This is a genomic window from Streptomyces sulphureus DSM 40104 (assembly GCF_000381025.1).
Classification (GTDB): Bacteria; Actinomycetota; Actinomycetes; order Streptomycetales; family Streptomycetaceae; genus Streptomyces; species Streptomyces sulphureus.
Window position 1 is genome coordinate 120,948 of the sequence record NZ_KB905823.1, and the last position, 26,851, is coordinate 147,798.

General features: G+C 74.0%; 5 protein-coding genes. All 5 read left to right on the forward strand.

What is annotated here, in order from left to right; translation table 11 throughout:
- Positions 1–68: 68 nt before the first annotated feature.
- From F603_RS32940 to F603_RS32945, 5 genes are read left to right on the forward strand one after another with little or no spacing between them, the layout of a single operon-like run.
- Positions 69–5,684, forward strand: coding sequence for a type I polyketide synthase (locus F603_RS32940; protein ID WP_281168911.1), 5,616 nt, complete (start codon positions 69–71; stop codon positions 5,682–5,684).
- Entirely contained in the window at positions 5,681–10,261 is a 4,581-nt protein-coding gene (locus F603_RS0126060; protein ID WP_019548882.1) for a type I polyketide synthase, read from the forward strand. Before F603_RS32940 ends, F603_RS0126060 begins: the two co-directional genes overlap by 4 nt.
- Positions 10,258–16,815, forward strand: a complete 6,558-nt coding sequence (locus tag F603_RS0126065) for a type I polyketide synthase (RefSeq protein WP_019548883.1) — start codon at positions 10,258–10,260, stop codon at positions 16,813–16,815. Before F603_RS0126060 ends, F603_RS0126065 begins: the two co-directional genes overlap by 4 nt.
- Entirely contained in the window at positions 16,812–22,361 is a 5,550-nt protein-coding gene (locus F603_RS0126070; RefSeq protein ID WP_019548884.1) for a type I polyketide synthase, read from the forward strand. The genes F603_RS0126065 and F603_RS0126070 overlap by 4 nt, the downstream gene beginning before the upstream one ends.
- The gene (locus F603_RS32945; RefSeq protein WP_019548885.1) at positions 22,358–26,851 is read left to right on the forward strand and encodes a type I polyketide synthase; all 4,494 of its coding nucleotides are present in this window, start codon (positions 22,358–22,360) and stop codon (positions 26,849–26,851) included. The genes F603_RS0126070 and F603_RS32945 overlap by 4 nt, the downstream gene beginning before the upstream one ends.

Sequence of the window (26,851 nt, forward strand, 5' to 3'; positions counted from 1 at the left end):
GGTTTCGTTTGCGCCGATTCTTCAGGGCTTTCCTGAGCGCATCTTATCTGCGAAAGGGCGATTGCGGCGTGTCTGGAGTTCGGTCTGCCCTGTTGAGGACAGAGATCGCGGTAATCGGTATGTCCTGTAGGTTTCCTGGAGGTGGCGAATCACCAGAAGCCTTCTGGGACCTGCTGCGGAGAAAAGGTGATGCCGTCGGAAAGGTTCCTGACGGCCGCTGGGCAGAGTACGAGGGGCGTGGCCCGAGGACGGACGCTCTTTTGAGCGAGACCAGCCGGCACGGCGGGTTCCTCACCGATGTTGCGGGATTCGACGCGGAGTTCTTCGGCATCAGTCCGAAGGAGGCGCGGGCGATGGATCCGCAGCAGCGCCTGCTCCTGGAGGTGGCCTGGGAGGCGTTGGAGCGTACCGGAACGGCTCCCGGCAGCCTGGCCGGGACGTCCGCCGGTGTGTTCGTCGGGGCCTGGTCGGACGACTACGGGCGCCGTCTTCTGGAAGACCTCCCCTCGATCGAGGCATGGACCGGTGTGGGGAGCACCCTGGGCAGCGCCGCAGCCCGGCTGTCGTACCACCTGGGTCTGCACGGACCGTCCCTCACCGTGGACACCGCATGCTCCTCTTCGCTGGTCGCCGTGCACCAGGCATGCCAGAGCCTGCGCCTGGGGGAGTCCCGCCTGGCGCTCGCGGCCGGGGTGAACTTGCTGCTGTCGCCCGGACTTACCGTCAACTTCGACCGTGCGGGGGCGCTGTCCCCCAGCGGACGCTGCCGAGCCTTCGACATCGACGCCGACGGGTACGTGCGGGCGGAAGGCTGCGGCGTCGTCGTCCTCAAGACGCTCGCCGACGCCCTCGCCGACGGCGATCCGGTGCTCGGTGTACTGCGTGGAAGTGCCGTCACCCAGAACGGCCACGGCGTAGGGATCATGGCTCCCGACAGCGAGGCCCAGGCCCGCACCGTCCGGCTGGCCTGCGAGGCCGCGGGAGTGGAGCCGACGACGCTCGACTACATCGAGGCGCACGGCACCGGCACTCCCGCCGGGGACCGTGCCGAAGCGGCCGGCCTCGCCTCCATCACCTCCGCGCGGCTCGCGGACGACCCGTGCCTCGTGGGGTCCGTGAAGACGAACATCGGGCACGCCGAGGCCGCTGCCGGGATGGCCGGCCTCATCAAGGTGCTGCTCGCACTGGGACACGGTGAGATTCCGCCGTCCCTGCACCACCGCAACCCGAGCCCCGCGCTGGCCGATGAGCGACACCGCTTCCGTATCGTCACGGAAGCCGTCCCCTGGCCCCGTCGCGCGCGTTCCCGTCGCGCCGGAGTCTCCTCCTACGGCTTCGGCGGCACCAACGCGCACCTGGTGGTCGAGGAGTCGCCTGCGGCTTCGGCTGCCGCTTCCGCCGTGCCCGGTGCGCCGGGTGCCGCGGACACGGTCGGCGAGGTGGCGGCAGGCGTGGGAGCTGACGGCCCGGACCGGCCCATGGTGTTCCCCTGGTCCGGCTCCTCAGAAGCCGCGCGCGAGCGTGCGGGCGGTCGGCTCGCTGACTGGCTCAGGGAAGCGGCGGGAGAGGCGAGTGCCGCATCCGTGGCGCACACGCTGGCTGAGGGGCGTTCACACGCTGCCTGTCGAGCAGCGGCCGTGGCATCGGATTCGACGGAAGTGCTGTCCGCGCTGGACACGTGGTTGGCGGGCGAGGCGCACGCCGATCTGGTCGCCGGACGTGTGCTGCCCGGGGGCGATGCCGGTGCGGTCTGGGTGTTCTCCGGACATGGCTCGCAGTGGACCGGCATGGGACGCGAACTCCTGGCCACAGAGGCGGCGTTCGCCGGTGTCCTGGCCGAGTTGGAGCCGGTCTTCCTCGCAGAGGCCGGTTTCTCGCTCCACGAGTTCCTCACCGGCGCCGACGCGGAACATGCCGGCGCGGACCAGATACAGCCCGTGCTGTTCGCCGTTCAGACGGCCTTGGCCGAAGTCTGGCGGGCGCACGGTGCCGAGCCTGCCGCGGTGCTCGGACACTCCGTGGGGGAGATCGCCGCCGCTGTGGTGGCAGGCGCTCTCTCGCGCGTGGACGGCGCACGCCTGGTGTGCCGCCGCTCGCTGCTGCTGCGTCGAGTCATGGGCAAGGGAGCGATGGCGCTCGTGTCCCTCCCGGCGGGCGAGGTACGCGAGTTGCTCCGGCGGGAGGGCGGGGAAGGGCTCAGCGTGGCCATCAGCGCCTCGCCCGAGGCCACCGTCGTGGCGGGCGGCCCCGACGACGTCGAACGGGCCGTCGAGCGCTGGGGCAAGGAGGACTTCCTGGTGCGGCGTGTGGCGTCGGACGTGGCGTTCCACAGCCCGCAGATGGACCCGCTCCTGGACGATCTCGCGACCGCCGCTGACGGCCTGGCGCCCCAAGTGCCGGACATCCCCCTGTACTCCACTTCGGGGCCCGAGCCACGCGCGTCCTACACGTTCGACGCCGCTTACTGGGTGCGCAACCTGCGCGGTGAGGTACGGCTGGAAGCGGCGGTGCGGGCGGCCGCTGAGGACGGACACCGAGCGTTCGTCGAGCTTTCCCCGCACCCCGTGGTGGTGCACTCCATCCGCGAGTCCCTTCACCACGCGAGCATCGAGGACGCGTGCGTCGTAGGAACGCTCCGGCGGGCGACACCGGAGCGCAGAGCTTTTCTGCGTGCCGCCGCGACCCTGCACTGCCACGGGGTCCCGGTCCGCTTCGACTCCGAGGCAGGCGGTTCGGCGCGTGAGCGGGCCGCCGTCCCCACGACAGCATGGGATCACCAGCGTCACTGGCACGATGCCGTGTCGTCGCCAGGGTTCACCGGCGGCCACGCCCCTGCCACCGGAACGCTCCTCGGCGCGCCCGTCCCCCTGGGCCGCGGGGCCATCGGACGGGTGTGGCACACGCTTCTCGACGGCGCGTCGGCGCCGGGGGAGCCCGACACGTCGGGCGACCGCCCCGCGCTCGCACCCGCCGTCATCCTGGCCACGCTCATAGCGGCGGTACAGGACAGCGCGGGGAAAGCCCAGGAAAGCGGTTCCGCCACGGTATGCGACGTCTCGCTCCGGGAGCCGCTGACCCTGGAGGGCGAGCGGGACGTGCACGTCGTCGCCGTCGACGGCACGGTCAGCGTCTCCTCGTCCCCGACGGCCCACGACGCGGCAGCGACCACGGGCAGCGCCCCGGACGGGCACGGCCCCGAACGACTGCACGCCGCGTGCCGGAACGGAAGCACCGGCGACGCCGGGGCGGGAGCACGGCACGCCCCGGCATGCGGGGCGCCGCGCGCGGACGCTTCCGACGACGGCGCCCCGTCCGTCGCGGGACCGCCGGCCCGTACGGGCGCCGCCGCGTTCCCGTGGCGTGTGGTCACCCACCGGGTGACGGACGAGGAGCTGACCGCGGAACTGGAGGTCGTCGGGGCGCCGACAGGCGACGAACCCCCTGCCGGAGGCTGGGCGGTATGGGCCGACGCGGCGCTCTCGCTGGCCTGCGCGCTACTTCCGGACGGCACCGGGCCCGCCCTCGCCGAGGAGCTGAGCGAGCTCAGCGTCACAGGGCCCCCGCCCCGCCGGGCGCTGCTCACCCTCGCCCGCGATGAGTCCCCGTCCGGTGCGGCCGACCCGGCGGCATCGGAGCCCGGCGGACCGCTCTTCTCCGGGTCGGTTGCGGGCCCCCGGGGTGAGTCGCTGACCCTGACCGGTCTGCGGTTCTCCGCCCCGGAGGCGGCGGCAGGAAAAGTCCCCCCGGACGAGATCCTCCGCGTCGTGCGCTGGGAGCCCGTGCCGGAGGACGCACTGGTCCAGGCGTCCCGCCCCGCCGTGGCAGTGATCGGCGCGTCGGACGGACCCGCCGGTGCCGTTGCCGCGGGGCTGCGGGCCGCGGGCGCCCGAACGGTCTGTCTGGAGGATTCCGGTGATCTGGCCGAGGACGCGCAGCTCGCTCGCCTGGCCGGGGTCGGCACCGCGGTACTCGTCCCTTCCTGCGCGGAACCGGCGGACGGACCGGACACGGCGGAGCACGTCGAGGAACTTGCCTGGCAGATGGTCCGCGCGGTGCGGGACCTCGCACGTGTACCGGAGGGCAGCGCGCCCAGACTGTGGTGCGCCGTCGGCGACTGGGACGGCCGGGGGAGCGATGCGCTGGGGCAGCAGGCGCTGCGTGGACTGAGCCGCGTCGCGGCCGGAGAACACCCCGAGCGGTGGGGCGGGTTGATCCACCGCGACCCGCACACTCCGGACGGCACGGCGTTCCCGAGCCTGCTGCGGGTGGTCGCCGGAGAGCCGCGCGACGACGTGCCGTACGAGGAAGTGCTGCGCCTCACGGCCGAAGGGCCGCTACGGCCGCGCCTCACGCGCGCGCCACTGGCGGCGCCGGAGGACCAGCGCCCGTACTGCACACCCGACGGGAGTTACCTGGTCACAGGGGGACTCGGCGCACTGGGGCTGCGTATCGCGGAGGAGTTGGTCGCTGCCGGAGCACGGCGACTCGTCCTGGCAGGGCGTGGTGCGCTGCCGCCGCGCACCACGTGGCACAGCGTCACCGACCCAAGGACCCGCTACCGCATCGAACGGGTGCGTCAACTGGAGCGCGCGGGGGCGACGGTGCGCACGGTGGCCGTGGACATCGCCGACGAGGAGCAGGTCCGTGCGGTGCTCGACCCCGACGCCCTCGACATGCCGCCGATCCGCGGGGTGGTGCACGCGGCGGGCGTGATCCACGGCGGCACGATCGACGGACTCACCCGCTCCTCGCTCCGGGCCGAGCTGCGGCCCAAAGTCGCCGGCGCGCTGACGCTCGACCGGCTCCATCCGCCGGGCACGGTCGACTTCTTCGTCCTCTTCTCCGCCGTGGCGGGTCAGCTGGGCCTCGCGGGCCAGGGAGGGTACGCCACCGCCAACGCCTTCCTCGACGGTCTCGCGGAGCGCCGACGCGCCCAGGGCTGCCGCCACACGATGAGCATCGCCTGGCCCGCCTGGCGCGACACGGGCCTGGCCGCGACGGCGGGGGAGCTGACAGCGGAGTTCGAGGCCGTCGGGGTGCGTGATCTGACGGCGCGCGAGGGGCTGGCCGCCTGGTGGCACGCCGGGCGACGGGCCGGCGCCCACCTCGTGGTGCTGCCCGTGGACCGCACTCGGCGACCGCCCCGTGCGCTGCCCCTTCTCGAAGAGCTTCTCGGCGAGGGCGCCGACGCCGACGACACCGACCGCGACGGCGACGGCGACACGTACCGGGGAATGAGCGGGGCCGAGCTGCGCGACCGGGTCGGGAGCAGCGTCCGCGCCTTGGTGGCGGCCGAACTCGGCCTCACCGTGGCGGCCCTGGATCCCCGTCGGCCGCTCGCGGAGATCGGCATGGACTCCATCATGGCCCTCGCCATCCGGCGCCGCATGGAGCGGGAGTTCTCGCTCGCCCTGCCCGCCACGCTGCTGTGGAACCACCCCACGGCACACGCCCTCAGCGAGCGGATCACCGAGCTGCTGGATGCGGCCGACACGCCTTCCGCCACCGAGAAGACGGACCGGGAAGGCGCCCCCGGGCCCGGCACGGACACCGCATCCGCCCCGGCGGTCGACGGGTTCGCCGCCCTGCTCGACGAGTTCGAGGCCGACACCGGTTCCGACGGTCGCCACGAAGGGCGTGACGGCACCAAGGAGAGCGCGCAGACCAGGAAGGGACAGGCATGACCAGCATGAGTCAGCGGCTGGCCGAACTGACGGACGGGCGGCGCGGCGAACTCGCCGCCCGGCTCGCCGGTACGGCCGGTACCGTCGCGTCGGAACCGATCGCGGTCATCGGGCTGGGGTGCCGCTTCCCGGGCGGCGTCACCACCCCGGAGGACTTCTGGTCGGCGCTGCTCGAGGCGCGGGATCTCGTGGGGGAGACCTCGCGCGGCGGGGGGAGGGCCAACGGCCGGACCGGGGCGCTCGCGGAGCCCCGACTGGCGCACGGCGGGCTGCTCGACGACCCCTGGGGCCTGGACAACGAGTTCTTCGCGGTCTCGCCGCGCGAGGCCGCCGCCATGGACCCCCAGCAGCGCATGCTCCTGGAAGTGGCCTGGGAGACGGCCGAGCACGCGGGTGTCCCGGTGCCCGGGCTGCACGGCAGCCGTAGCGGCGTCTTCCTCGGGCTGTACTACAACGAGCACCTGCAAGCGGGGCTCGCCGAGCCGGAATCGGTCGACGCCTACACCATCACCGGCGGCCTGCACAGCGTGGCCGCGGGACGGCTGTCGTACACGATGGGGCTCCGCGGCCCGTGCATAGCGCTGGACACGGCCTGCTCGTCGTCGCTGGCCGCAGTCCACCTCGCGTGCCAGAGCCTGCGTCTGCGGGAGAGCGATCTGGCGTTCGCCGGTGGCGCCAATCTCATCCTCGGCCCGGAGCTGAGCCTGTCGCTGCACCGGTACGGCCTGCTCGCCGAGGACGGGCGGTGCAAGACGTTCGACGCGTCCGCCAACGGCATCGTGCGCACCGAGGGCTGCGCGATGGTGCTCCTCAAGCGGCTGACCGACGCTCTCGACGACGGCGACCGCGTGCTGGCGGTGCTGCGGGGCTCCGCCGTCAACCAGGACGGCAAGTCGAACGGGCTCACCGCTCCCTCGGGAACCGCCCAGCGGGAGCTGCTGGCCGACGTGGTCGCCCGGACCGGCACCGCTCCGGAGGACGTCGGCTTCATCGAGGCCCACGGCACGGGCACGGAACTGGGCGACCCGATCGAAGTCGAGGCCATCGCCTCGGCGTACGGCCGAGGGGACAAGGGCGGACTGGCGCTGGGCGCGGTCAAGACGAACCTGGGGCACACGGAGGCCGCCGCGGGCGTCACCGCGCTGCTGAAGGCGGTGCTCTGCGTCCGGCACGGAGTCGTCCCGCCCAACCTGCACTTCCGGCAGCCCAACCCCAAGATGGAGCTGGCCGGTACGCGGCTGTTCGTGCCCACGGCCGTCACGGAGTGGCCGGTCGCCGGGGGACCGCGGCTCGCGGCGGCCTCCTCGTTCGGGATGGGGGGTACGAACGCGCACGCCATCGTCGAGGAGTCACCGGTCCCGGAGCCCGGGACGCGCCCGGAACTGCCCCGCGCGGCACGGGTGTTCGTGCTCACGGGCGCAACCGAGCAGGCGGCCAGGGAGAACGCCGGGCGACTGGCACGGCGCCTGGAGTCCGACCCGCCTGAACTCGCCGACGTCGCGCATACGTTGGCACATCGGCGCGCCCACGCGAAGCACAGGATCACCGCCGTCGCAGACGGTCCGCAGGAACTGGCCGAACGGCTCGACGCCGCCGCACGGGGCGAAGCCGCCACGCTGACCGCGCACACGGCCGTGACGCCGAGCGCGGCGGACGGGGCCGTGTGGGTCTTCTCCGGGCACGGCTCGCAGTGGACCGGGATGGGCCGCGAACTCCTCGACGAGCCCGAGTTCGCCGCCGTGATCGACGCGCTGGCCCCGGTGTACGAGGAGGAGGCCGGTATTCGGCTGCGCGCCGACCTGGCCGAGGCCGACCTCGACGCGCTGCCCGCCGACCGTGTCCAGCCGCTCATCCACGCCGTGCAGGTCGGCCTCGCGGAGACGCTGCGAGCCCACGGTGCCGCCCCCGCGGCCGTCCTCGGCCACTCCATGGGAGAGATCGCCGCCGCCGTGGCCGCCGGGGCGCTTCCCCGCGAGACGGCGGCGCGGATCGTACTGCGCAGGTCGCGGCTGCTGGCCGAGGTGGCAGGGCAGGGCGCGATGGCAGTGGTGACGTTGCCCGAGCCGGAGGCGGTCGAGCGCTGGCACGACGTCGAGGTGGACGTCGCGATCCGCGCCGCCCACGACTCGGTCGTGTTGTCGGGGTCCCCGGCGGCCGTCGACGCTGTGGTGGCGGAGTGCGAAAGCGAGGGAATTCCCGTGCGTCGGGTCGCCTCCGACGTCGCGTTCCACGGCCGGCAGATGATCGGTCTCGACGACCGCTTGGCCGCGAGCGTCTCCGATCTGACCGCGCTGACGCCGCGCGTCCCCGTATACAGCACGGTGCACGAGGACCCGCGCCGGACCCCCGCCTACGACGCTGCCTACTGGGGCGCGAACCTGCGCGGCACGGTGCGCTTCGCCGACGCGGTGGACGCCGCGCTGGAGGACGGGCACCGGGTCTTCCTCGAACTGGCCCCGCACGCCGTCCTGACCCGGTCCGTCACCCACATCGCCCGGCAGCGTGACGTGTCCGACGCCGTCGCCGTCGCGTGCTCCCGGCGCGGTACGAACGCCACGGCGACGCTGCGTTCGGCCCTCGCGACGCTGTACGGGGCGGGTGCTCCCGTGGACCTGTCGGCCCTCGTGCCCGACGGCCGCCTCACGGACCTGCCGCGATACGCCTGGCAGCACAACCACCACGGCATGCCGGACGCGGACCGGAAGAGCGAACCGGAGCACGTCCGCGAGGAGTGGACGCACCGGCTCGTCTGGTCACCCGCACCGCCGGTCCGCCCGGAGCGCCCCGCGGAATCCGCCGGCACCCCGGGCGCGCAGGGCACCCGCTGGCTGCTGGTCGGTGACGACCCGTCGGGCGTCGCAGCCGCGCTCGCCGAACGGCTGGAGGCCGCGGGCGCCCGGTGCCGCCGCGTGGTCTCGGTCGACGCCGCGCTGGCAGACGACGCCCCGCTCGCGGAGATCGACCGGGTGGTGCACCTGGGCGGACTCGCCCTGCCCGGCGCGCCGGACGGCGACCCGGCACCCGTGCACGAGGAGACGATCCGCCTGCTGCGGCTCGTCCGCGTCCTCGCGGACCGCGATCCCACGCCGCGGCTGCACCTGGTCACCCGGCTCGCCCAGGCCGTGGACGGGCGGTCGGAGGTCCGCCCGGGCGGAGCCGCCCTGTGGGGGCTGGGCAGCACTCTGGCGCTGGACTACCCGGCGACGTGGGGCGGGGCGGTCGACGTGGACGCGGACGATCCGCGGGCCGCCGCGGAACTCGTCGTCGACGAGCTCGTGGAGTCCCGTCCGGACGCCGCCGGCCACGAACCCGAGGTCGCCTTCCGCGGCGGCGAGCGGTACGTGCCGCGGCTGGAGAAGGACAGGGTGCCGCGATCGGACCTGAGGCTGGACCCCGACGGCTGCCATCTGGTCGTCGGCGCCAGCGGGCTGCTCGGCCCGCGGCTCGCCAGGCACCTGGTCGCGCTGGGCGCCCGGCACCTCGTCCTCACCTCGCGGAAGGGCCCGTCGCCGGAACTCGTCGCCACGTTGCGGGAGTCCGGTGCGCGGGTCACCGCCGTGGCCGCGGATGTGGCCGACCCCGGTGCGATGGACGCGCTCTTCGCACGCTTCGGCGCGGACCTGCCCGAGCTGCACGGCGTCTACCACGCGGCCATGACCAACGACTTCACCGAAACCGACGCGCTGACCCCGGCCGGAGTGACGGACATGCTCCGGCCCAAGGTGGACGGGACGGTCCTGCTGCACCGGCTGAGCCTCTCCCAGCCGGTCCGTCACTTCGTCCTGTTCTCCTCCACGACCGCGCTCCTGGGCTCGCGGGGACTGGCCCACTACGCGGCGGCCAATCGCTTCCTGGACGCGTTCGCCCACGCCCGGGAGGCACGGGAGCTGCCGTGCCGCGTCGTCAACTGGGGCGCGTTCGGCTCCTGGACCGACACCGCGTCGTACGGGCATCTGATGAAGGAGTCCGGCATGCGGGGGCTCGACGACGACGAGGCGATCCGCCTGCTGGGGCACATCATGGCCGACGCGCGGGTGCAGCGCGTCGTGGCCGACGTCGACTGGCAGCGGCTCGCCGCCGCCTACCGGTCGCGGACCGCGATGCCGCTCCTGGACCCGCTGACCGGCTCAGACATGGCCGGTACGGGGGCCGGCGGGGAGACCGGGGAGGAGCCGGGTGCCGCCCGGGCGAGCGTCGAGGCCGCCCCGAGGGCCCGCCGCAGGACGCTGGTGCGGGACCACGTGCGCCGGACGGTGGCAGAGGTGATGGGCTTCGCCGACCCGCGTCAACTGCCGCTGCGTGTGGGGTTCTTCGAGATCGGCCTGGACTCCCTGATGAGCGTCCAGGCCCAACAGCGGCTCGCCACGGCGTTCGACTGCGACCTGGCGCCCGCTGCGGTGTTCAACCACCCCACCGTCGAGGCCCTGACGGACCACGTGCTCGCGCTGCTCGCTCCGTCGGACCAGGAGGCGACGGCCCCACCCCCGACCGCTTCTCACGCCCCGGACCGCGGCACCGACCTGTCCGAGGACGAACTTGCTCACCGTCTCACGGAAAAGCTGAGGTCCCTCTCATGACCACGAACAACGCCGACCGTCGTGACCTGCTGCTTGAGGCCATGGAGACCATCGAGCGTCTGGAGGAGCGGGCCGGAGCCGCCGAGGAAGCGCTCCGGCAGCCGATCGCGGTGATCGGCATCGGCTGCCGGCTCCCCGGCGGCGCCGGCGGACCCGACGCCTACTGGAGCCTGCTCGACGAGGGGCGCGACGCCGTGGTCGACGTGCCGGAGAGCCGCTGGGACCACGGCCGGTTCCTGGGCGAGGACGCTGATGTGCCCGGCACCATCCGTGCCCGCGGCGCCGGATTCCTGACGGGCTGGGAACCCGACCAGTTCGACGCGGCGTTCTTCGGTATCGCGCCGCGCGAGGCGATGGCCATGGACCCACAGCACCGCCTGCTGCTCGAAGTCGCCTGGGAGGCACTGGAACACGCCGGAGTGCGCGCCTCGGACCTGCGCGGCAGCAAGACGGGCGTGTTCACCGGCATCACTCTCCACGAGTACGCCGTGCGCCAGCTCCGCCACCTCGGCCCCGAGGAGGTGGACGGGTACACGGTCACGAGCTGCCTGCCCAACTACGCCTCCGGCCGCGTCTCCTACTTCCTCGGCTGCACGGGACCGAGCATCGCGGTGGACGCCGCCTGCGCGTCGTCCCTGGTGACGACCCATCTGGCCTGCCAGAGCCTCCGCACGGGCGAGAGCGACCTCGCTCTGGCCGCCGGCACGAACCTGATGCTGCTGCCGGAGACCAACGTCACCATGAGCCAGTGGGGTGCTCTCGCGCCCGACGGACGCTGCAAGGCCTTCGACGAGTCGGCGGACGGCCTGGGACGCGGCGAGGGCTGCGGTGTCGTGGTGCTCAAGCGCCTCGACGACGCGCAGCGCGACGGCGACCGGGTTCTCGCCGTGGTCCGTGGCTCGGCCGTCAACCAGGACGGCGCGAGCACCAACTTCACGGCTCCCAACGGCCTCGCGCAGGAAGCGGTGATCCGCGAGGCGCTGCGCACCTCCCGGCTCACGCCCGCCGACATCGACTACGTCGAGGCGCACGGCACCGGCACGGCTCTGGGCGACCCCATTGAACTGGAGGCCCTCGCCGCCGTGTTCGGCGACCGGAAGCCGGAGGCGCCGCTGCTGGTCGGCTCGGCCAAGACCAACATCGGGCATGTCGAGGCCGCCGCCGGGGTGGCCGGGCTCATCAAGACCGTGCTGGCCCTGCACCACGACCGGATACCGCCGCACCTGCACTTCCACCGGATGACGTCCCGCATCGGCCGCCGCGCCGCACGGCTGGCGGTGCCCGCCGACGGAGCCGCTTGGCCCGACGCCGACCGGGCACCCCGCGCGGGCGTCAGCGCCTTCGGCGTCAGCGGCACCAACGCCCATGTGATCCTCGAGGCGTACCGCCCGGAGCCGGACGGATCGCCGGAGCCCGGCGACGTCCCGGACACCGTTCCCCGCCCGTACCCGGTGTACGCGGCGAGTCCCCGAGCCCTGGCCCAGGCCGCCGAACGGCTCGCGGACCGGATCGACGCCCCGCACGACGCTCCCGCCCTGCGGGACGTCGGCCACACCCTCGGCCTGCACCGCACCCCGCTCCCGCACCGCCTGGTGGCGACCGCACGGAACCGCGCGGAACTGGTGGCCGGGCTGCGGGCGCACGCGGAAGGCGGCACCGCGCCCCGTCCGGTCACCGGACAGGCGCGTGAAGAGGCTGACGCGGTCTGGGTCTTCTCGGGCTTCGGCTCGCAGTGGGCGGGCATGGGACGCGAACTGCTCGACGACGAACCCGAGTTCGCCCGGACCGTCGAGGACCTGGAACCCGTGCTGGAGCAGGAGGCGGGCTTCAGCCTGCGCGCGTGCCTGCGATCCGGCGACTTCGGCGACGTCGCCCGGAGCCAGCCCGTCGTCTACGCGCTCCAGGTCGGCCTGGCCGCGGTGTGGCGCTCGTACGGCCTGCGCCCGGCGGCCGTTCTCGGCCACTCCATGGGTGAGGTCGCCGCGGCCGTGACCGCCGGCGCACTGTCTCCCGCCGACGGGGCACGCGTGATGTGCCGCCGCTCCCTGCTGCTCCAGGAGCACTTGGCCGGCAAGGGCGGCATGGCACTGGTCGAGCTGCCCGCGGACGAGGCGGCTCGCCGCGCGGCGGTCCACCCGGACGTCACCGTGGCCGTGCACGCCTCGCCCCGCTCCACGGTGCTCGCGGGACCGGAACAGGCCCTCGACGCCCTTGTCTCCGAGCTGGCCTCGGAGGGGCTGATGGCCAAGCGCATCAAGGGCGCCACGGGCGCGGGCCACAGCCCGCAGGTCGACCCGGTGATGCCGCTGATCACGCGGGCGTTGTCCGACCTCGTGCCGGACGAGCCGGAGGTGCCCGTCTACACGACGGTGCTGGACGACGCGCGCAAGACCCCCGCCTTCGACGCGGACTACTGGGCGGCGAACGCGCGCAACCCGGTCCGTTTCACCGACGCGGTGACCGCCGCCGCCGAGGACGACCACCGCGTGTTCCTGGAGATCTCGCCGCATCCGATCGTCACCCAGTCCGTGACGGAGGCGCTGACGGCCGCCGGTGTCGCGGACGCGCACGTCGGTGCGTCCACGCGGCGCGAGGCGCCCGAGCGCGAGACCCTGCTCGGCTCACTGGCCGCCCTGCACGTGCACGGCGTCGCCGTCGACTGGCGCCGCCTCCACCCGCACGGCGCCCTCACCACCCTGCCGACCACGTCCTGGCAGCACGAACGCTACTGGTACACCTCCCTAACGGGAGGCGGCGCGGCACGGCGGACGGACGGGCATCCACTACTCGGCACCGGAGTCCGCGTGCCCGGTTCGCCTGTCCAGCACGCGTGGCGCGCCACCGTGGACACCCAGCGCCTGCCCTGGCTCGCCGACCACCGTTCCGAGGACATCGCCGTGATGCCGGGCACCGGGTACTGCGAGATGGCGCTCGCCGCCGCGGCCGAGGCGTTCGGCTGCGGACCCCGGGAGATCCTGGCGGAGGACATCGCCTACGAACGGCTGCTTCCCCTCGTGGAGCCGACGGAAGTCGTCACCCTCCTCACGGAGGAGACGGCAGACAGCGGAATCGTCGAGATCAGCGCACAGGACGCGGCGGGCGAGTGGGCCCGGCACGCCCGCGCCCGGGTCCGGCGGGCCGCAGCCGGCGAACAGGCCGTCCACGAATCCGGCGACGTGGCCGCGACGTATCCCGAGCGGAGCGACAGCGCCGCGCTGTACGAGCGGTTGCGGGCCGCCGGCCAGCACCACGGGCCCGCGTTCACCGGCGTCACCGAAGTAGCGGTCTCGCCGGACGCGACGGACAGCGTCCTGGGGACCATCGCCCTGCACGAGCGGTGCCGCGTCGGCGCCGACGGGATGCACCTGCACCCCGCCCTTCTCGACTCCGCGATGCAACTCCTCGGCGCCGTACCGGACGCGGTCGGAGGGATCGCGGGCGGCGGGGACGGCGTCCTGCTGCCGTCCGGCCTCGGCTCGCTGCGGGTCAGGGGCGACGCGCGGACCGGCGTGCGCTGCGTGGCCGAGATCGTGGAGGCGGAGCCGCGGGACACGGACGGCGTGGCTCTGGTCGGGCGGCTCCGCCTGCTCGACGCCGAGGGCGCCGTCGTCGTGGAGGCGCGGGACGTCCGGCTCGTCTGGCTGCGCGGAGAGGCGGCCGAACCGGCGGCGGAGGACTCCCTTCTCCACGACCTCGTCTGGCGGCCCGCACCGCTGCGGGACGACGCCACCGCCCCGTCCGGCACCTGGCTGCTTCTCGCCGAGAACGGCGACGATCCGCTGGCGGCGGCCGTGCGCGAACGCCTCGGCGACGGGGCCTGCCGGCTGCTGACCGACGTGGACGAGGACCGGCTCCGCGCCGCCGCAGCCGACCCCGAGGTGCACGGAGCGGCCCTCGTACTGCCCCCCGCCGAGCTGGACGAGCGGCTGCGTGGCAGCGATCCGGAGGCGGCGGTGGAGCGGGCCTGCGCGCGGGTGGAACGCGCCATCCTGCTGGCCCGGGTCCTGGCCACGACCGAGCGTTCCGGAGCCCCCGTGCCCCGCCTGCGCCTCGTCACGCGCGGAGCGCTCCCCGTGGACGACACCGAAGCCGGGACCCCCGAACAGGCGGCGCTGCGCGGACTGCTGCGCACCCTCTCCTGGGAGCACCCCGAGCTGCGCGCTGCGATGACGGATCTCGGCGCAGGGCCCGCCGACGCCGCGGCCGACGCGCTCGTCGCGGAACTCGCCGCCGATGACGTCGAGGAGGAGGTCGCCCACCGCTCGGGCACGCGTCTGGTGGCCCGCATGGAGCATGCCCCCGAACCGCGCCGCGCGACGCCGGCCCGCGGACCGACGGGCGAACGGGCCGCGTTCCGGCTGGAGTCCGTCGGTCCGAACGACCTCGACGGCGTCCGCCCGGTGCTGCGCGACCGGCCGCGGCCCGGCGAGGGCGAGGTGGAGATCCGCGTGGCGGCAGCGGGGCTCAACTTCAGCGACGTGCTCAAGGCCATGGGCTGGTACCGGCTCCCCGAGGACGACGACAGGGAGCTGCATCTGGGCGGCGAGTGCGCCGGAGTGGTCAGCGCCGTGGGCCCGGGCGTCACAGGGGTGGGCGTCGGCGACCGCGTCGTGGCCGTCGCGTTCCACAGCTTCGCCTCGCACGTGGTCACCCGGCAGGAGCTGGTCGTGCCGCTCCCCGACGGGCTCGACCCGGTGGCCGCTGCGGCTCTCCCGACGGCCTACGGCACCGCGTGGTACGGCCTGATGGAGGCCGGAAGGCTGAAACCGGACGACCGGGTGCTCATCCACACCGCCTCCGGCGGCGTCGGGCTCGCGGCGGTCTCCGTCGCCCTCACCCACGGGGCGCGGGTCTATGCCACGGCGGGCAGCGAGGCCAAGCGCCGGTTCCTGCGCGACCTGGGAGTCGAGCGCGTGATGGACTCCCGGAGCCTGACGTGGGCCGACGAGCTTCGGGAGGCCACCGAGGGCCGGGGCGTCGACATCGTGCTCAACACGCTGCCCGGCGCCGCCCTCAGGCTGGGGTTGGAGTCCCTCGCACCCGGTGGACGCTTCATCGAGCTGGGCAAGCGGGACATCAACGACGACCACCGGCTCGGGCTGTTGCCCTTCTCGCGCGCCCTCACCTTCACCGCGGTCGACTTCGACCTGCTGACCCGTGCCTGCCCGGACGCCGTCGGGCGCATCCTCCGCGAGACGGTGACGGCGGTGGCGGAAGGAAAGCTCGCCCGGCTGCCCTGTGAGGAGTACCGCCTGGAGCGGAGCACCGACGCCTTCCGCGCCATGGCCGCCGCCGAGCACATCGGCAAGCTGGTCGTGACGATGGGCGAGGAGCTGCCCGACCGTGTGCTCGTGCAGCCCGGCACGGTGCCCTTCGCCCGGCCCGACGGGGCATACGCGATCAGCGGCGGCCTGACCGGGATCGGGCTGGCCACCGCCAGGCGGCTGGCCGAGCGGGGCGCGGGCGCGCTCGTGCTCAACGGGCGCGGCGCACCCTCCGAGAGGGCCTCGCGGGAGGTCGAGGAGATCCGGGCGCTCGGAACCCGGGTGGAGGTCGTGACCGGCGACATCGCCGAGCCCGGCACGGCGCCCCGGATGGTGGCCGCGGCGAACAAGGAGGGGCAGCGGCTGCGCGGCGTCGTCCACTCCGCCGCCGCACTCGACGACGCGGCCGTGCTCCAGCAGGACGGCGAGCGACTGCGCCGGGCCTGGCGTCCCAAGGCGGTCGGTGCCTGGCGGCTGCACGCGGCGACGGAGGGAGAGGACCTCGACTGGTGGGCGGGGTACTCCTCCACCGCTTCCCTGCTCGGCGCCGCGGGGCAGGCGAACTACGCGGCGGCCTGCGCCTATCTGGACGGGCTCGCCGAGTGGCGCGCGCGCCGGGGACTGCCCGCGCTGAGCGTCGCATGGGGCCCCTGGGAGTCGGTCGGAGGCGGCCAGGACCTCGCCGAGCGGGGCTACCGGATGCTGTCCCCGGCCAGCGGATTCGCCGCCATGGAGCGGCTGTTGAGCCAGAACCGGACGCGCTGCGGCGTGTTCGACTTCGCACTCGACACGTGGTTCGCCTCGTCCCCCGCCGCCGCGGACTCGCCGCTGTACGAGCACTACCGCTCGGCGGAGGACGGCGGAGGGCGGGATCTCGGCCCCGCCCTGCCCCTCGCCCTGGCGGCGGCCCCGGACGGCGCCGCCCGGCGGGAACTCCTGGAGGCGGAGCTGACCGAGCATCTGCAAGCGGTCCTGCGGCTAGGGACGCTGCCGGTGGACCCCTCCGCCCCGCTGAGCACGTTCGGCATCGATTCCCTGGGAGCCCTGGAACTGCGCAACCGCCTGGAGACCTCCCTCGACATCCCGCTGCCCGCCACGCTCGTGTGGGCGCACCCCACCCTCGCCGCTCTCGCGGGCGATCTCGCCGACCGGCTGGGACTCCCGCTCGAAACACGCGCTCCGGACGCGGAAGCGGAGCTGTCCGACGGGGACGCCGAAGTACTCGCCCAGATCCTGCAAACGGCCGACGAGGACGTCGCCGACGGCACACCGGAGGAGCCCGCCCGATGACCGATCTGTCCGCACTGATCGACAAGTTGTCCCCGCAGGGGCGGGCCGCCCTGGCCCGACAGCTCGCTGAAGCGGGCGTCACCCTGCCCGCGGGCGCCGGGCCCGACGAGCCGGTCGCGCTCATCGGTATCGGCTGCCGCTACCCGGGCGGCGTCACCTCGCCGGCGGATTTCTGGGAGCTGCTGACCGAGGGACGCGACGCCGTCGGTCCCTTCCCCGCCGAGAGGTGGGAGGGCCACGTGAACGGGCTCCCTCCCGAACACCCGCCGGACGCGCCGGAGAGCCGGAACCCGATCCGCAGCGGGGGTTTCCTCGACGACGCCGCCGGTTTCGACGCGGCCTTCTTCGGTATCTCCCCGAGCGAGGCGGCGGGCATGGACCCGCAGCAGCGGGTGCTGCTCGAAGTGTCCTGGGAGGCGCTGGAGCACGCTGGCCGGTCGCCGCGCGGCCTGAGCGGAAGCCGTACCGGTGTGTACGTCGGCATCGCGGCGCCCGACTACTTCGTCGAGCGGCTGCACGACCCCTCCACCAGGGACGATCTGCACACCGTGACCGGGGCCATCCACAGCACGGCGGTAGGGCGGCTGTCCTATCTGCTGGACCTGCACGGCCCGTCCGTCGCCGTCGACACCGCCTGCTCCTCGTCGCTGGTCGCCGTCCACCTGGCCTGCCAGAGCCTCCGCAACGGCGAGAGCGACGTGGCGCTCGCCGGTGGAGTCCACGTCATCAGCTCCGTCCTCACCAGTTTCGGGCTGCGGACCGGGGGGCTCGCCGACGAGGACGGCCGGTGCAAGACCTTCGACGCCTCGGCCAGCGGCATCGTCCGGGCCGAGGGCTGCGGCATCGTGGTCCTCAAGCGGCTGGCCGACGCCGAGCGCGACGGCGACCGGATCCTGGCGGTGCTGCGCGGAAGCGCAGTCAACCAGGACGGACGGTCCACCAGCCTGACCGCCCCGTCCGTCGCGGCCCAGCGGGACGTGCTCACCGAGGCGCTGCGGCGCTCCGGTACCACCGCCGACCAGGTGGGGCTCATCGAGACGCACGGCACCGGGACCGTCCTGGGCGACCCGATCGAGGTCGAGGCGCTGTCGGCCGTCTACGGGCGTGGAGAACCGGGGACGTGCGCGCTCGGCGCGGTGAAGACCAACTTCGGTCACTCCGAGGAAGCCGCGGGCGTCGCGGGGCTGATCAAGGCAGTGCTCTCACTGAACGCGGGCGCGGTGCCTCCCAACCTGCATTTCAGCGAGCTCAATCCGAACATCACGCTGGAGGGCACCCGCTTCGTGGTGCCCACGCGGACGAGGGACTGGCCGGTCGGGGGAGCCGTGCGTCACGCCGCGGTCTCCGCATTCGGCATGGGAGGGACCAACGCCCACCTCGTACTCTCGGAACCGCCGCAGCCCACGCCCTTGCCCGGTGACCGTCGAGAGGGACTGATCACCGTGCCGCTGTCCGCCGGGTCCCCGGCGGCGCTGCGCACCACCGCGCGGCGCCTGGCGGAGTGGCTGGACGGCCCGGGCGCAGACGCCGAAATGGCCGACATCGCTCACACGCTGGGCCGCCGCTCGCACCTGGAGGAGCGTGCGGCGTGCGTGCTGGACGCCGACGCGGCTCCGTCTGCGCTGGCTTCCCGGCTGCGCGCGTTCACCGCAGGGGAGCAGACGACGGGCCTGGTCACCGGTCAGGAGTCGCCCGCGGCGCGGAAGGGCACCGTATGGGTCTTCCCGGGGCAGGGCGGACAGTGGGCCGGCATGGGCAGCGAGCTGCTGGAGAAGGAACCGTCCTTCGCCTCCGCCGTGGACGAGATCGATCCGCTGATCCGGGCGGAGTCGGGCTTCTCCGTGCGCGAGCTGCTGGTCGGACACGCCGACCCGGACACCGACCTCTCCCGCGCCCAGCCCATGATCTTCACGGTGCAGGTCGCGCTCGCCCGCACCTGGCAGGCGTACGGGCTGCGGCCCGCCGCGGTCATCGGCCACTCCATGGGGGAGATCGCCGCGGCGGTCGTGGCCGGAGCGTTGCCGCTGGCCGACGGGGTACGGGTGATCTGCCGGCGGTCCCGGCTGGCCGTGTCCGACCCGCGCGGCTACGGCGCGATGGCCCTCGTCGAACTGTCCGCGGACGAGACCGCCGAGCGCTTGGCCGCGTACGACGACGTCTCCGTGGCGGTCCTCTCCGGACCCGACAGCACGGTGGTGTCGGGCGCCGAGGAGACCGTGGAGCGCCTGGTCGCGGCGTGGGAGGAGGAGGGCCTGCTCGCCCGGCGCATCAAGGGCGTGACACTCGCCTCCCATTCGCCGCGCGTGGACGGGTTGCTGCCGCTCCTGCGGGAACGGCTGGGGACGTTGAGCCCCGAGGCACCGCAGCTCGACTTCTACTCCACCGCCGCCCGGCACCCACGGGACCCGGTGGTCTTCGACGCCGAGTACTGGGCCGCCAACCTCCGCAATCCCGTGCGCTTCGCCGACGCGGTCGCAGCGGCGCTCGCGGACGGGCGCCGGCTGTTCGTCGAGGTCTCCCCGCATCCCACCTCCGAGCCGCAGATCGTCACGATCGCGGCGGGCGAGGGCGTCTCCGACGCCGTCGTGGTGCCTTCCCTGCGCCGCGACGAGGCCGACCACCTCACGTTCCTCAGCCATGTGGCCGCGCTGCACTGCCACGGGGCGCCCGTGTCGCCGCCCGTGCCGGAGCACGGCCGGCTGCTGGACATGCCCACCACGGCCTGGGACCACCGGCGCTTCTGGCTGAACCCCGCCGGGGCGCGGCAGCGGAAGCAGACCGACCTGCACCCGCTGCTCGGCGTGCACATCGAGCTGCCAGGCGAGCGGAGGGAGCACCTCTGGCAGACGCAGCTCGACGCCGGTGCGATCCCCTGGCTGGCGGAGCACCGCGTGGGCGACGTACCCGTCCTGCCCGGCACCGCCTACTGCGAAATGGCCCTGGCGGCGGGGGCCGCCGCGTTCCAGGCCGCGCCCCAGGAGATCCTGCTGGAGGACATCGACTACCAGGCGTTCCTCGCGCTGAGCGGACCGGTGACCGTCACCGTCGCCCTGCGGATCACGGGCGAGCACCAGGCAGCGGTCGAGGTCACCTCGGCGGGAGGTGTCGAGGGGCGAACCGTCCATGCCTCCGCGCGGGTCGTCCTGCGGCCCGACGGCCGGAAGCCGGGCGGTGAACCCGCGTGCGACGTGGCCGACTTGAGGGCCGCCCACACCGACCGGCGCGAGGCGGAGGAGCTCTACCGCCGCATGCGTGCCGCGGGCCAGTACCACGGCCCGGCGTTCCGCGGCACCGCCGGACTGTGGCTCGCAGACGCCGGAGACGGCGGCCCGCAGGGCGAACTGTCCGTCGTCTCCCGCCTGGCGAGGCCGGAGGAAGCAGCTCCGCACCCGCGGCTGCACACCCACCCCGCGCTGCTGGACGGCTGGTTCCACGGGATCGCCGCGGCCGTCCTCGACCGGCCCGACACCTATCTCCCCGCGGGACTGCGGACACTGCGCGTCGTCGACGACCTGGACGGGGCGGCACTCGCCCACGCCAGGGTGCGGCCCGTCGAAGGGAGCGACGACCTCCTCGCCGACATCGACCTCCTCGCCGAGGACGGCCGCGTCGTCGTCGAGGCGAGGGGCGTCTTCCTCCGTCGTGCCGCCGAGGCCGATCTCCCGGTCGCCGCGGACGGTCGGCTCTACGCCCTCGAGTGGGAGGAGGCGCCGCTGCCCGCGGCGGAGGAGCGGGGGAGCGAGGCCGCAGTCCTGGTGGCCGGAGCGGGCGCACCCGCCCGTGCCCTGTGCGAGGCGCTGACCGCGGCGGGCCGCCGCTGCGTGAGCGCCGACCCGGAGGACTCCCCGACGTTCGCTGCGCGAGCCGCGGAAGCCGAAGACGTCGTCCTCCTGGCGGACTCCCTCCTCCCCGACCCGGAGGGCGCGTCCTGCACGGACGGTACGCCGACGGCGGGCGCCGGCAGCACGGCCGAGGCTGAGGGCCGTTGCCCGGACGGTCACCGTGCCGACCCGGACGGCGAGGCGCTGGCCGCTCGTGCCGGGTCGGCAGTGCTCGCCGCCGCCCGTGCCACGGCCGCTCTGGTCTCCGCGTCCCCGGACATGGAGAAGGGGCGCCCCCGGCTGTGGCTGGTCACGCGCGCGGGCCGCGCGCTGTCGGCGGACGAGGCCCCTGCCCTGGCCCAGGCGGGGATACGCGGCCTCGCGAGGACCCTGGCCCTGGAACACCCCGATCTGCGCACCACGCTGGTGGACCTCGATGTCCGGGAAGAGGACCAATTCGGCCGCCTCGCAGCCGAACTGGCCGCCGGTACGGACGACGAGGTCGCCTGGCGCGACGGCCGCCGCCATGTAGCCCGGCTGCGCCGCAGCGCCGCGCCGGACAGTGGCGACGCCCGGCCGACCGTGCGGGACGGCGGCGGCTACCTCGTGACCGGTGGCCTCACCGGCGTCGGCCTGCACACCGCTGAATGGCTCGCCGAGCACGGCGCGGGCTGCGTGGTCCTCAACGCCCGTTCCGCACCCGGCGAAGAGGCGGAGGCGGCGCTCGCCCGCATGCGAGCGGGGGGAACCGACGTACGGGTCGTGCGCGGGGACATCGCCGCGCCCGGCACCGCGGAGCGGCTCGTGAAGGAGGTCGCCGACGCGGGCGTCCCGCTGTGCGGTGTCGTGCACTCGGCCATGGTCCTCGACGACTGCGTGGTCACCAACCTCGACGCCGCGCGGATGGAGCGGGTCTGGCGCCCGAAGGCGCTCGGGGCCTGGCAACTGCACCGGGCCACCGCCGACGCCGACCTCGACTGGTGGGTCTGCTACTCGTCCATCGCCTCGCTCATCGGCGGTGCCGGGCAGGCCAACTACGCGGCGGCCAACGCGTTTTTGGACACGCTCGCCGAATGGCGCCGCGCCCACGGCCTGCCCGCCCTCTCCATCGCCTGGGGAGGCTGGGGAGAGATCGGCCAAGCCCGTGACCTCAGCCACGAGGCTTTCCCGATGATGCCGCCGGCCGAAGGCATGGCCGTCTTCGAAGCCCTGGCCGGTCGCCGCACGGGGTCCGTCGCGGCCCTCCGGCTCAACCCGGAGGCGCTCGTGCGGACCATGCCGGAGACCGCCTCGTCCTCGCTCTTCGCCCCCCTCGTTGCGGAGGTCCGCGACGCGGCGGACGACGACTGGATGGGACCCGAGGCGCTGCGCGGGCTGGAGCCGCAGCGCCGGCGGGAGGCCGTCTCGGCACGGCTGCTGGCCAGGGTCGCGCAGGTCCTCGGGCACCGTCCGGACGACCTGAGCAGGTCCAAGGCCCTGACCAGGATGGGGCTCGACTCCCTGATGGCCGTGCGCATCAAGAACGCCGTCCTGGCGGACTTCGGTGTCGCGTTGCCCGTCGCCCGGCTGCTGCAGAACGTCAGCCTCGCCGACCTGGAGGACCGCGTTCTCGCCGAACTCACGGGCGGAGCCGCGCGGACCGGCGCGTCCGACGCCGTCACACAGGCACGGGACCGCGCCCGGAACCGCCAAACCTCTCAGAACAGGCGCCGGAGGAACAAGTGACACATCTGTCGGACGACGGGCCGGGACTCTCCGGTGAGGAGGCCGAAGGCATCGCCGTCATCGGTATGGCGGGACGCTTTCCCGGCGCGCGCGACCTCGACGCGTACTGGGCCAACCTGCGCTCGGGCACGGAGAGCATCCAGGATGTCGCCGACGAGGAACTCGCGCGCGAGGGCGTCCCGGACGAGCTGCTCGACGACCCGCACTACATACGTCGCGCAGCGCCCGTGGACGGGGTCGACGAGTTCGACGCCGAGCTCTTCGGCTTCACTCCGCAGGCGGCCCGGACCATGGACCCGCAGCAGCGGCTCCTCCTCCAGTTGAGCTGGCACGCGCTGGAGAACGCGGGCTACGACCCGCTGGGCTGCGACGGCGCGGTGGGCGTCTTCGCCACCTCGTCGGTCAGCTCCTACCTGCTGTACAACCTTCTGTCCCGGCAGGACACCAGGGCGCTGCTCGGCGCCGGACTCAACCTCGAGCTGGTCCAGTTGGTCGGAGGGAACGACCCCAACTTCACCGCCACACGCATCGCCCACTCGCTCGACCTGCGGGGGCCCGCCGTGGGCGTGCAGACCGCGTGCTCCAGCGGACTGGTCGCGGTGCACCTGGCCTGCCAGAGCCTGCTGGCGGGCGAGACGGACATGGCCCTGGCGGCAGGCGTCTCCGTTCGGGTCCCGCACCGGGCCGGGTACCTGTACGACCCGGGCGCGATCATGTCCCCGGACGGCCGGTGCCGGCCGTTCGACGCGGAAGCGGCCGGGACGGTCTTCGGCAGCGGCGGGGGAGCCGTACTGCTCAAACCGCTGAGCGACGCGCTCGCCGCCGGGGACCCCGTCCACGCGGTGATCAAAGGCTCGGCCATCAACAACGACGGTGCCCAGAAGATGGGCTACACGGCCCCCAGCATCGACGGGCAGGCCCAGGTCGTCGCGGAGGCCCTCGCGGTGGCCGACGTGGACCCCGCGAGCGTCGGATACATCGAGGCGCACGGCACCGGTACGGCGCTCGGCGACCCCATCGAAGTGGCCGCACTGGCCACCGCGTTCGAAAGCGTCGGCGCGGGCGACCACATCGGCATCGGCTCGGTGAAGGCCAACGTCGGGCACCTGGAGGTCGCCGCGGGACTGGCGAGCTTCATCAAGACCGTCCTCTCGCTGAGGCACCGTGAGCTGGTCCCGACTCCGCACTACAGGAGCCCCAACCCCGAACTGGGGCTGGAGAAGACGCCGTTCCACGTCGTCGACACGCTCACCCCGTGGTCGGCGCCGGGACCCCTGCGGGCCGGGGCGAGCGCCCTGGGCGTGGGCGGCACCAACGCCCACGTCGTCCTGGAGGAGGCGCCGTCCGTCGGGGACCCGCGGGGCAAGGGAGCCGAAGCGGAGGCGGGCAGGCCCGTCGTGCTCCTGGTCTCCGGCCGTGACCGGGAGCAGGCGTCGGCATCGGCTCGTGTGCTGGCCGACCGGCTCGAAGGCGAGGACCCGCCGGCGCTCGAAGACGTCGCGACGACGCTCGCCACGGGACGGCACCACCACCCCTGCCGCCGCGCGGTCGTGGCGAGAACGCACCGTACGGCTGCGGAGGCGCTGCGCACCCCGGGGCACCTCTCCGCCCACGAGGGACGCGTCACTGCTGACGACGGCGGTGCGCTGCTGCTGATGCCCGGACAGGGCTCCCAGTACGGCGGTATGACGGCGGGTCTGTACCGCGCCGACAGCCACTACCGCCGTCACCTCGACTGGGCGGCCGCAGGCCTCTCCGACCTGCTCGGGCTCGACGTCCTCACGCCTCTGATCGAAGGGCCGGAGGAGGACCTGCGGCGCACCGACCTCGCCCAGGCGGCGCTCTTCGCCGTGGAGTACGCCCTCGCCCGACGTCTGGAGGAGCAGGGGGTACGAACCGCGGCGGTGGCGGGCCACAGTGTCGGCGAGTACACGGCCGCGTGCCTCGCCGGGGTGCTCTCGCCCGACGACGCCCTGCGTACCGTCGCCGCGCGAGGCCGCCTGATGCACACCGCCCCCGCGGGCGTGATGCTCACGGTCGGGCTGCCGCAGGAGGCCGCCCAGGACGCCGTCGAGGGAACGGAACTGGAGGTCGCGGCCGTCAACGAGCCCGGTTCCACAGTGGTGGCCGGACCCGCGGACGCCGCCGAACGGCTGGCGGAGCGGCTCACCGAGCGGGGCGTGACGGCGCGACGGCTGCACACCGCGCATGCCTTCCACACCGCGGCCCTCGACCAGGCGGCCGAGGAGTTCGCCGCGCACATGGCCTCGGTAGCCCTGCACCCGCCCGCCACCCCGATGCTCTCCGGCGTCACCGGAACCTGGATGACCGACGAGGAGGCCCGCGACGCCGACCGGTGGGCACGCCAGATCCGGCTCCCGGTGCGCTTCGCCGACCTGTTGAGCACCGCGCTCGGCGGACCCGACCGGATTCTGGTGGAGTGCGGTCCGGGGCGCACCCTGACCACCTTCGCTCGCCGCAGCCCCGCGTGGGACGGGCGGCACCGGGCGCTCCGACTGGTGCGGCATCCGCGGGAGGACCGCGACGACCACGAGACGTACCTGCTGGGACTCGGAGCGCTGTGGGCGGCGGGAACGGCTCCGGACCGGCAGGCGGCGACACCGCAGGGCTCCGGAAGGCGGGTGCCACTGCCCGGACTCCCGTTCCGGCGCGACAGGTACTGGATCTCCCCGCGCTTCGCCGACCCCGGGGACGGCACACCGGACGAGACCGCCGGCGGGCACGCCCCGGACCTGGCCGCCGGAGACGGCCCGGCACCGACGGCACCCGACACGGGAGCACCGGGACCGGTGACGGGCGGCTCGTCCGAGGAGCTGATCAGCGGTATCTGGTCCGACGTGCTCGGAATTCCCGACATCGGTGCGCAGGGCAACTTCTTCGACCTGGGGGGCGACTCCGTCGTCGCCGTCCAGGTCGCATCCCGGGCCACGCGCGCGGGCCTGCCCATGAGCCCGCAGGACGTGTTCCAGCATCAGACGGTCTCCGCCCTGGCCGCCGCCCTGGCGCCGACATCCGGCGAGCAGACTGCGACCAGCGCCGCGCCGAGCGTCACCCCGCCGCTCACCCCGGTGCAGCAGATGATCGTGGATCGCGCGGGACGGCGGCTCGGGACGTTCACCGTGCCGCTGCTCCTCGACCTGGCGCCCGGGGTTTCGCCGGACGTGGCGCGCGAGGCGGTCCGTGCCGTGATCGCCCACCACGACGCCCTCCGCCTCCGTCTGGAGCAGCGTGACGGCCTGTGGGGACAGCGGATCGACCCCCCGGAGACGTCCGACGACCTCGAGATCCCCCTGATCCCCGTCCCGGACGGCCCGCCGGACAGCGAACCCGCCCGCCTCGCCGCGACGCTGACCGACCTCGGTCGAAGCTTGCAGGACCGGCCCGGCCCGCTCCTGCGGGCGGCGATCCTGGAGTCCGGCGCCGGCGCGCCCGCGCGGCTCGCGCTGGTCCTGCACCACTTCTGCGTGGACAACGCCTCCGAGCGCATCCTGCTCGAAGACCTCACAGCCGCATGCACGCAGCTCCTCGACGGGCGGGAGGTGCGGCAGCCCGAGGCCACCACCGCCTGGTCCTCCTGGGCCGGGTGGGCCGCCGGACTCGCGGCCGATCCGGAGGTGCACGCCGAGCGCGGACAGTGGCTGGAAGTGCTGGGGAGCGGAGCGGCCACGGGCCTGCCCGCACACTCCGCGCCCAGCACGGACGTCCCGCGGCGGGACGCGTGCTCGGCGGAACGGGAGATGCCGCGGGAGGCCACGGGGAAGCTGCTGGAGGCCCAACGCGCCCGGCGTGCCCGCCTGGACGAGCTCCTGCTCGCGGCCGTGGCGGTGGCAGTCGCGGAGGCCGCCGGCACCGAGGACGTCGTCCTGGAAGTCGAGGGGCACGGCCGGGGCGCCCTGCCGCCCGGATTCGACCTCGACCGCACCATCGGCACCTGCACCACGCTCCACCCCGTCCGGATCGGCACGGGGCGCCGGGGAGCGGCGGGCGCGGCGGAGGCCGCGCGGCGCGCGCTCCGTGACACGCCGCGCGAAGGCCTCGGGTACGGAGTGCTGCGCACCCTGCACGCGCCGTCTGCGGCGCTGCTGGCCGATCGCCCCCAGCCCGACCTGCTGGTCGCCTATCTCGGAACCGTCACCTACGACGCCGTCGGCGAACTCGCCGAGGGGCCGCTGCGACCCTCCGCGGCCGCAGAGCTGTCGGTGCGCTCCGTTCCGGCATGCCTGACCCATGGCTCGGAACTGCGGGCCTATCTGCACCATGGCCGGCTCCACCTGGACTGGTGGTTCGACCCCGGCCGCTACGCCGCGGAAACGGTGGAGACAGCCCTCGACCGAGTGCTCTCCGCGCTGGACGAACTCGCCGCGGACTCCGTGGACACCCGCGGGACCGGCGCCACGGACACTCCCTGGGCCGACGTGAACCAGGACGAACTCCGGATGCTGTTCGGCGAGCAGCACCGCGACATGTAA

Coding starts and splice junctions, on each gene's coding strand:
- F603_RS0126060 (WP_019548882.1), top strand. CDS start 5,681: ATGACCAGCATGAGTCAGCGGCTGGCCGAACTGACGGACGGGCGGCGC.
- F603_RS0126065 (WP_019548883.1), top strand. CDS start 10,258: ATGACCACGAACAACGCCGACCGTCGTGACCTGCTGCTTGAGGCCATG.
- F603_RS0126070 (WP_019548884.1), top strand. CDS start 16,812: ATGACCGATCTGTCCGCACTGATCGACAAGTTGTCCCCGCAGGGGCGG.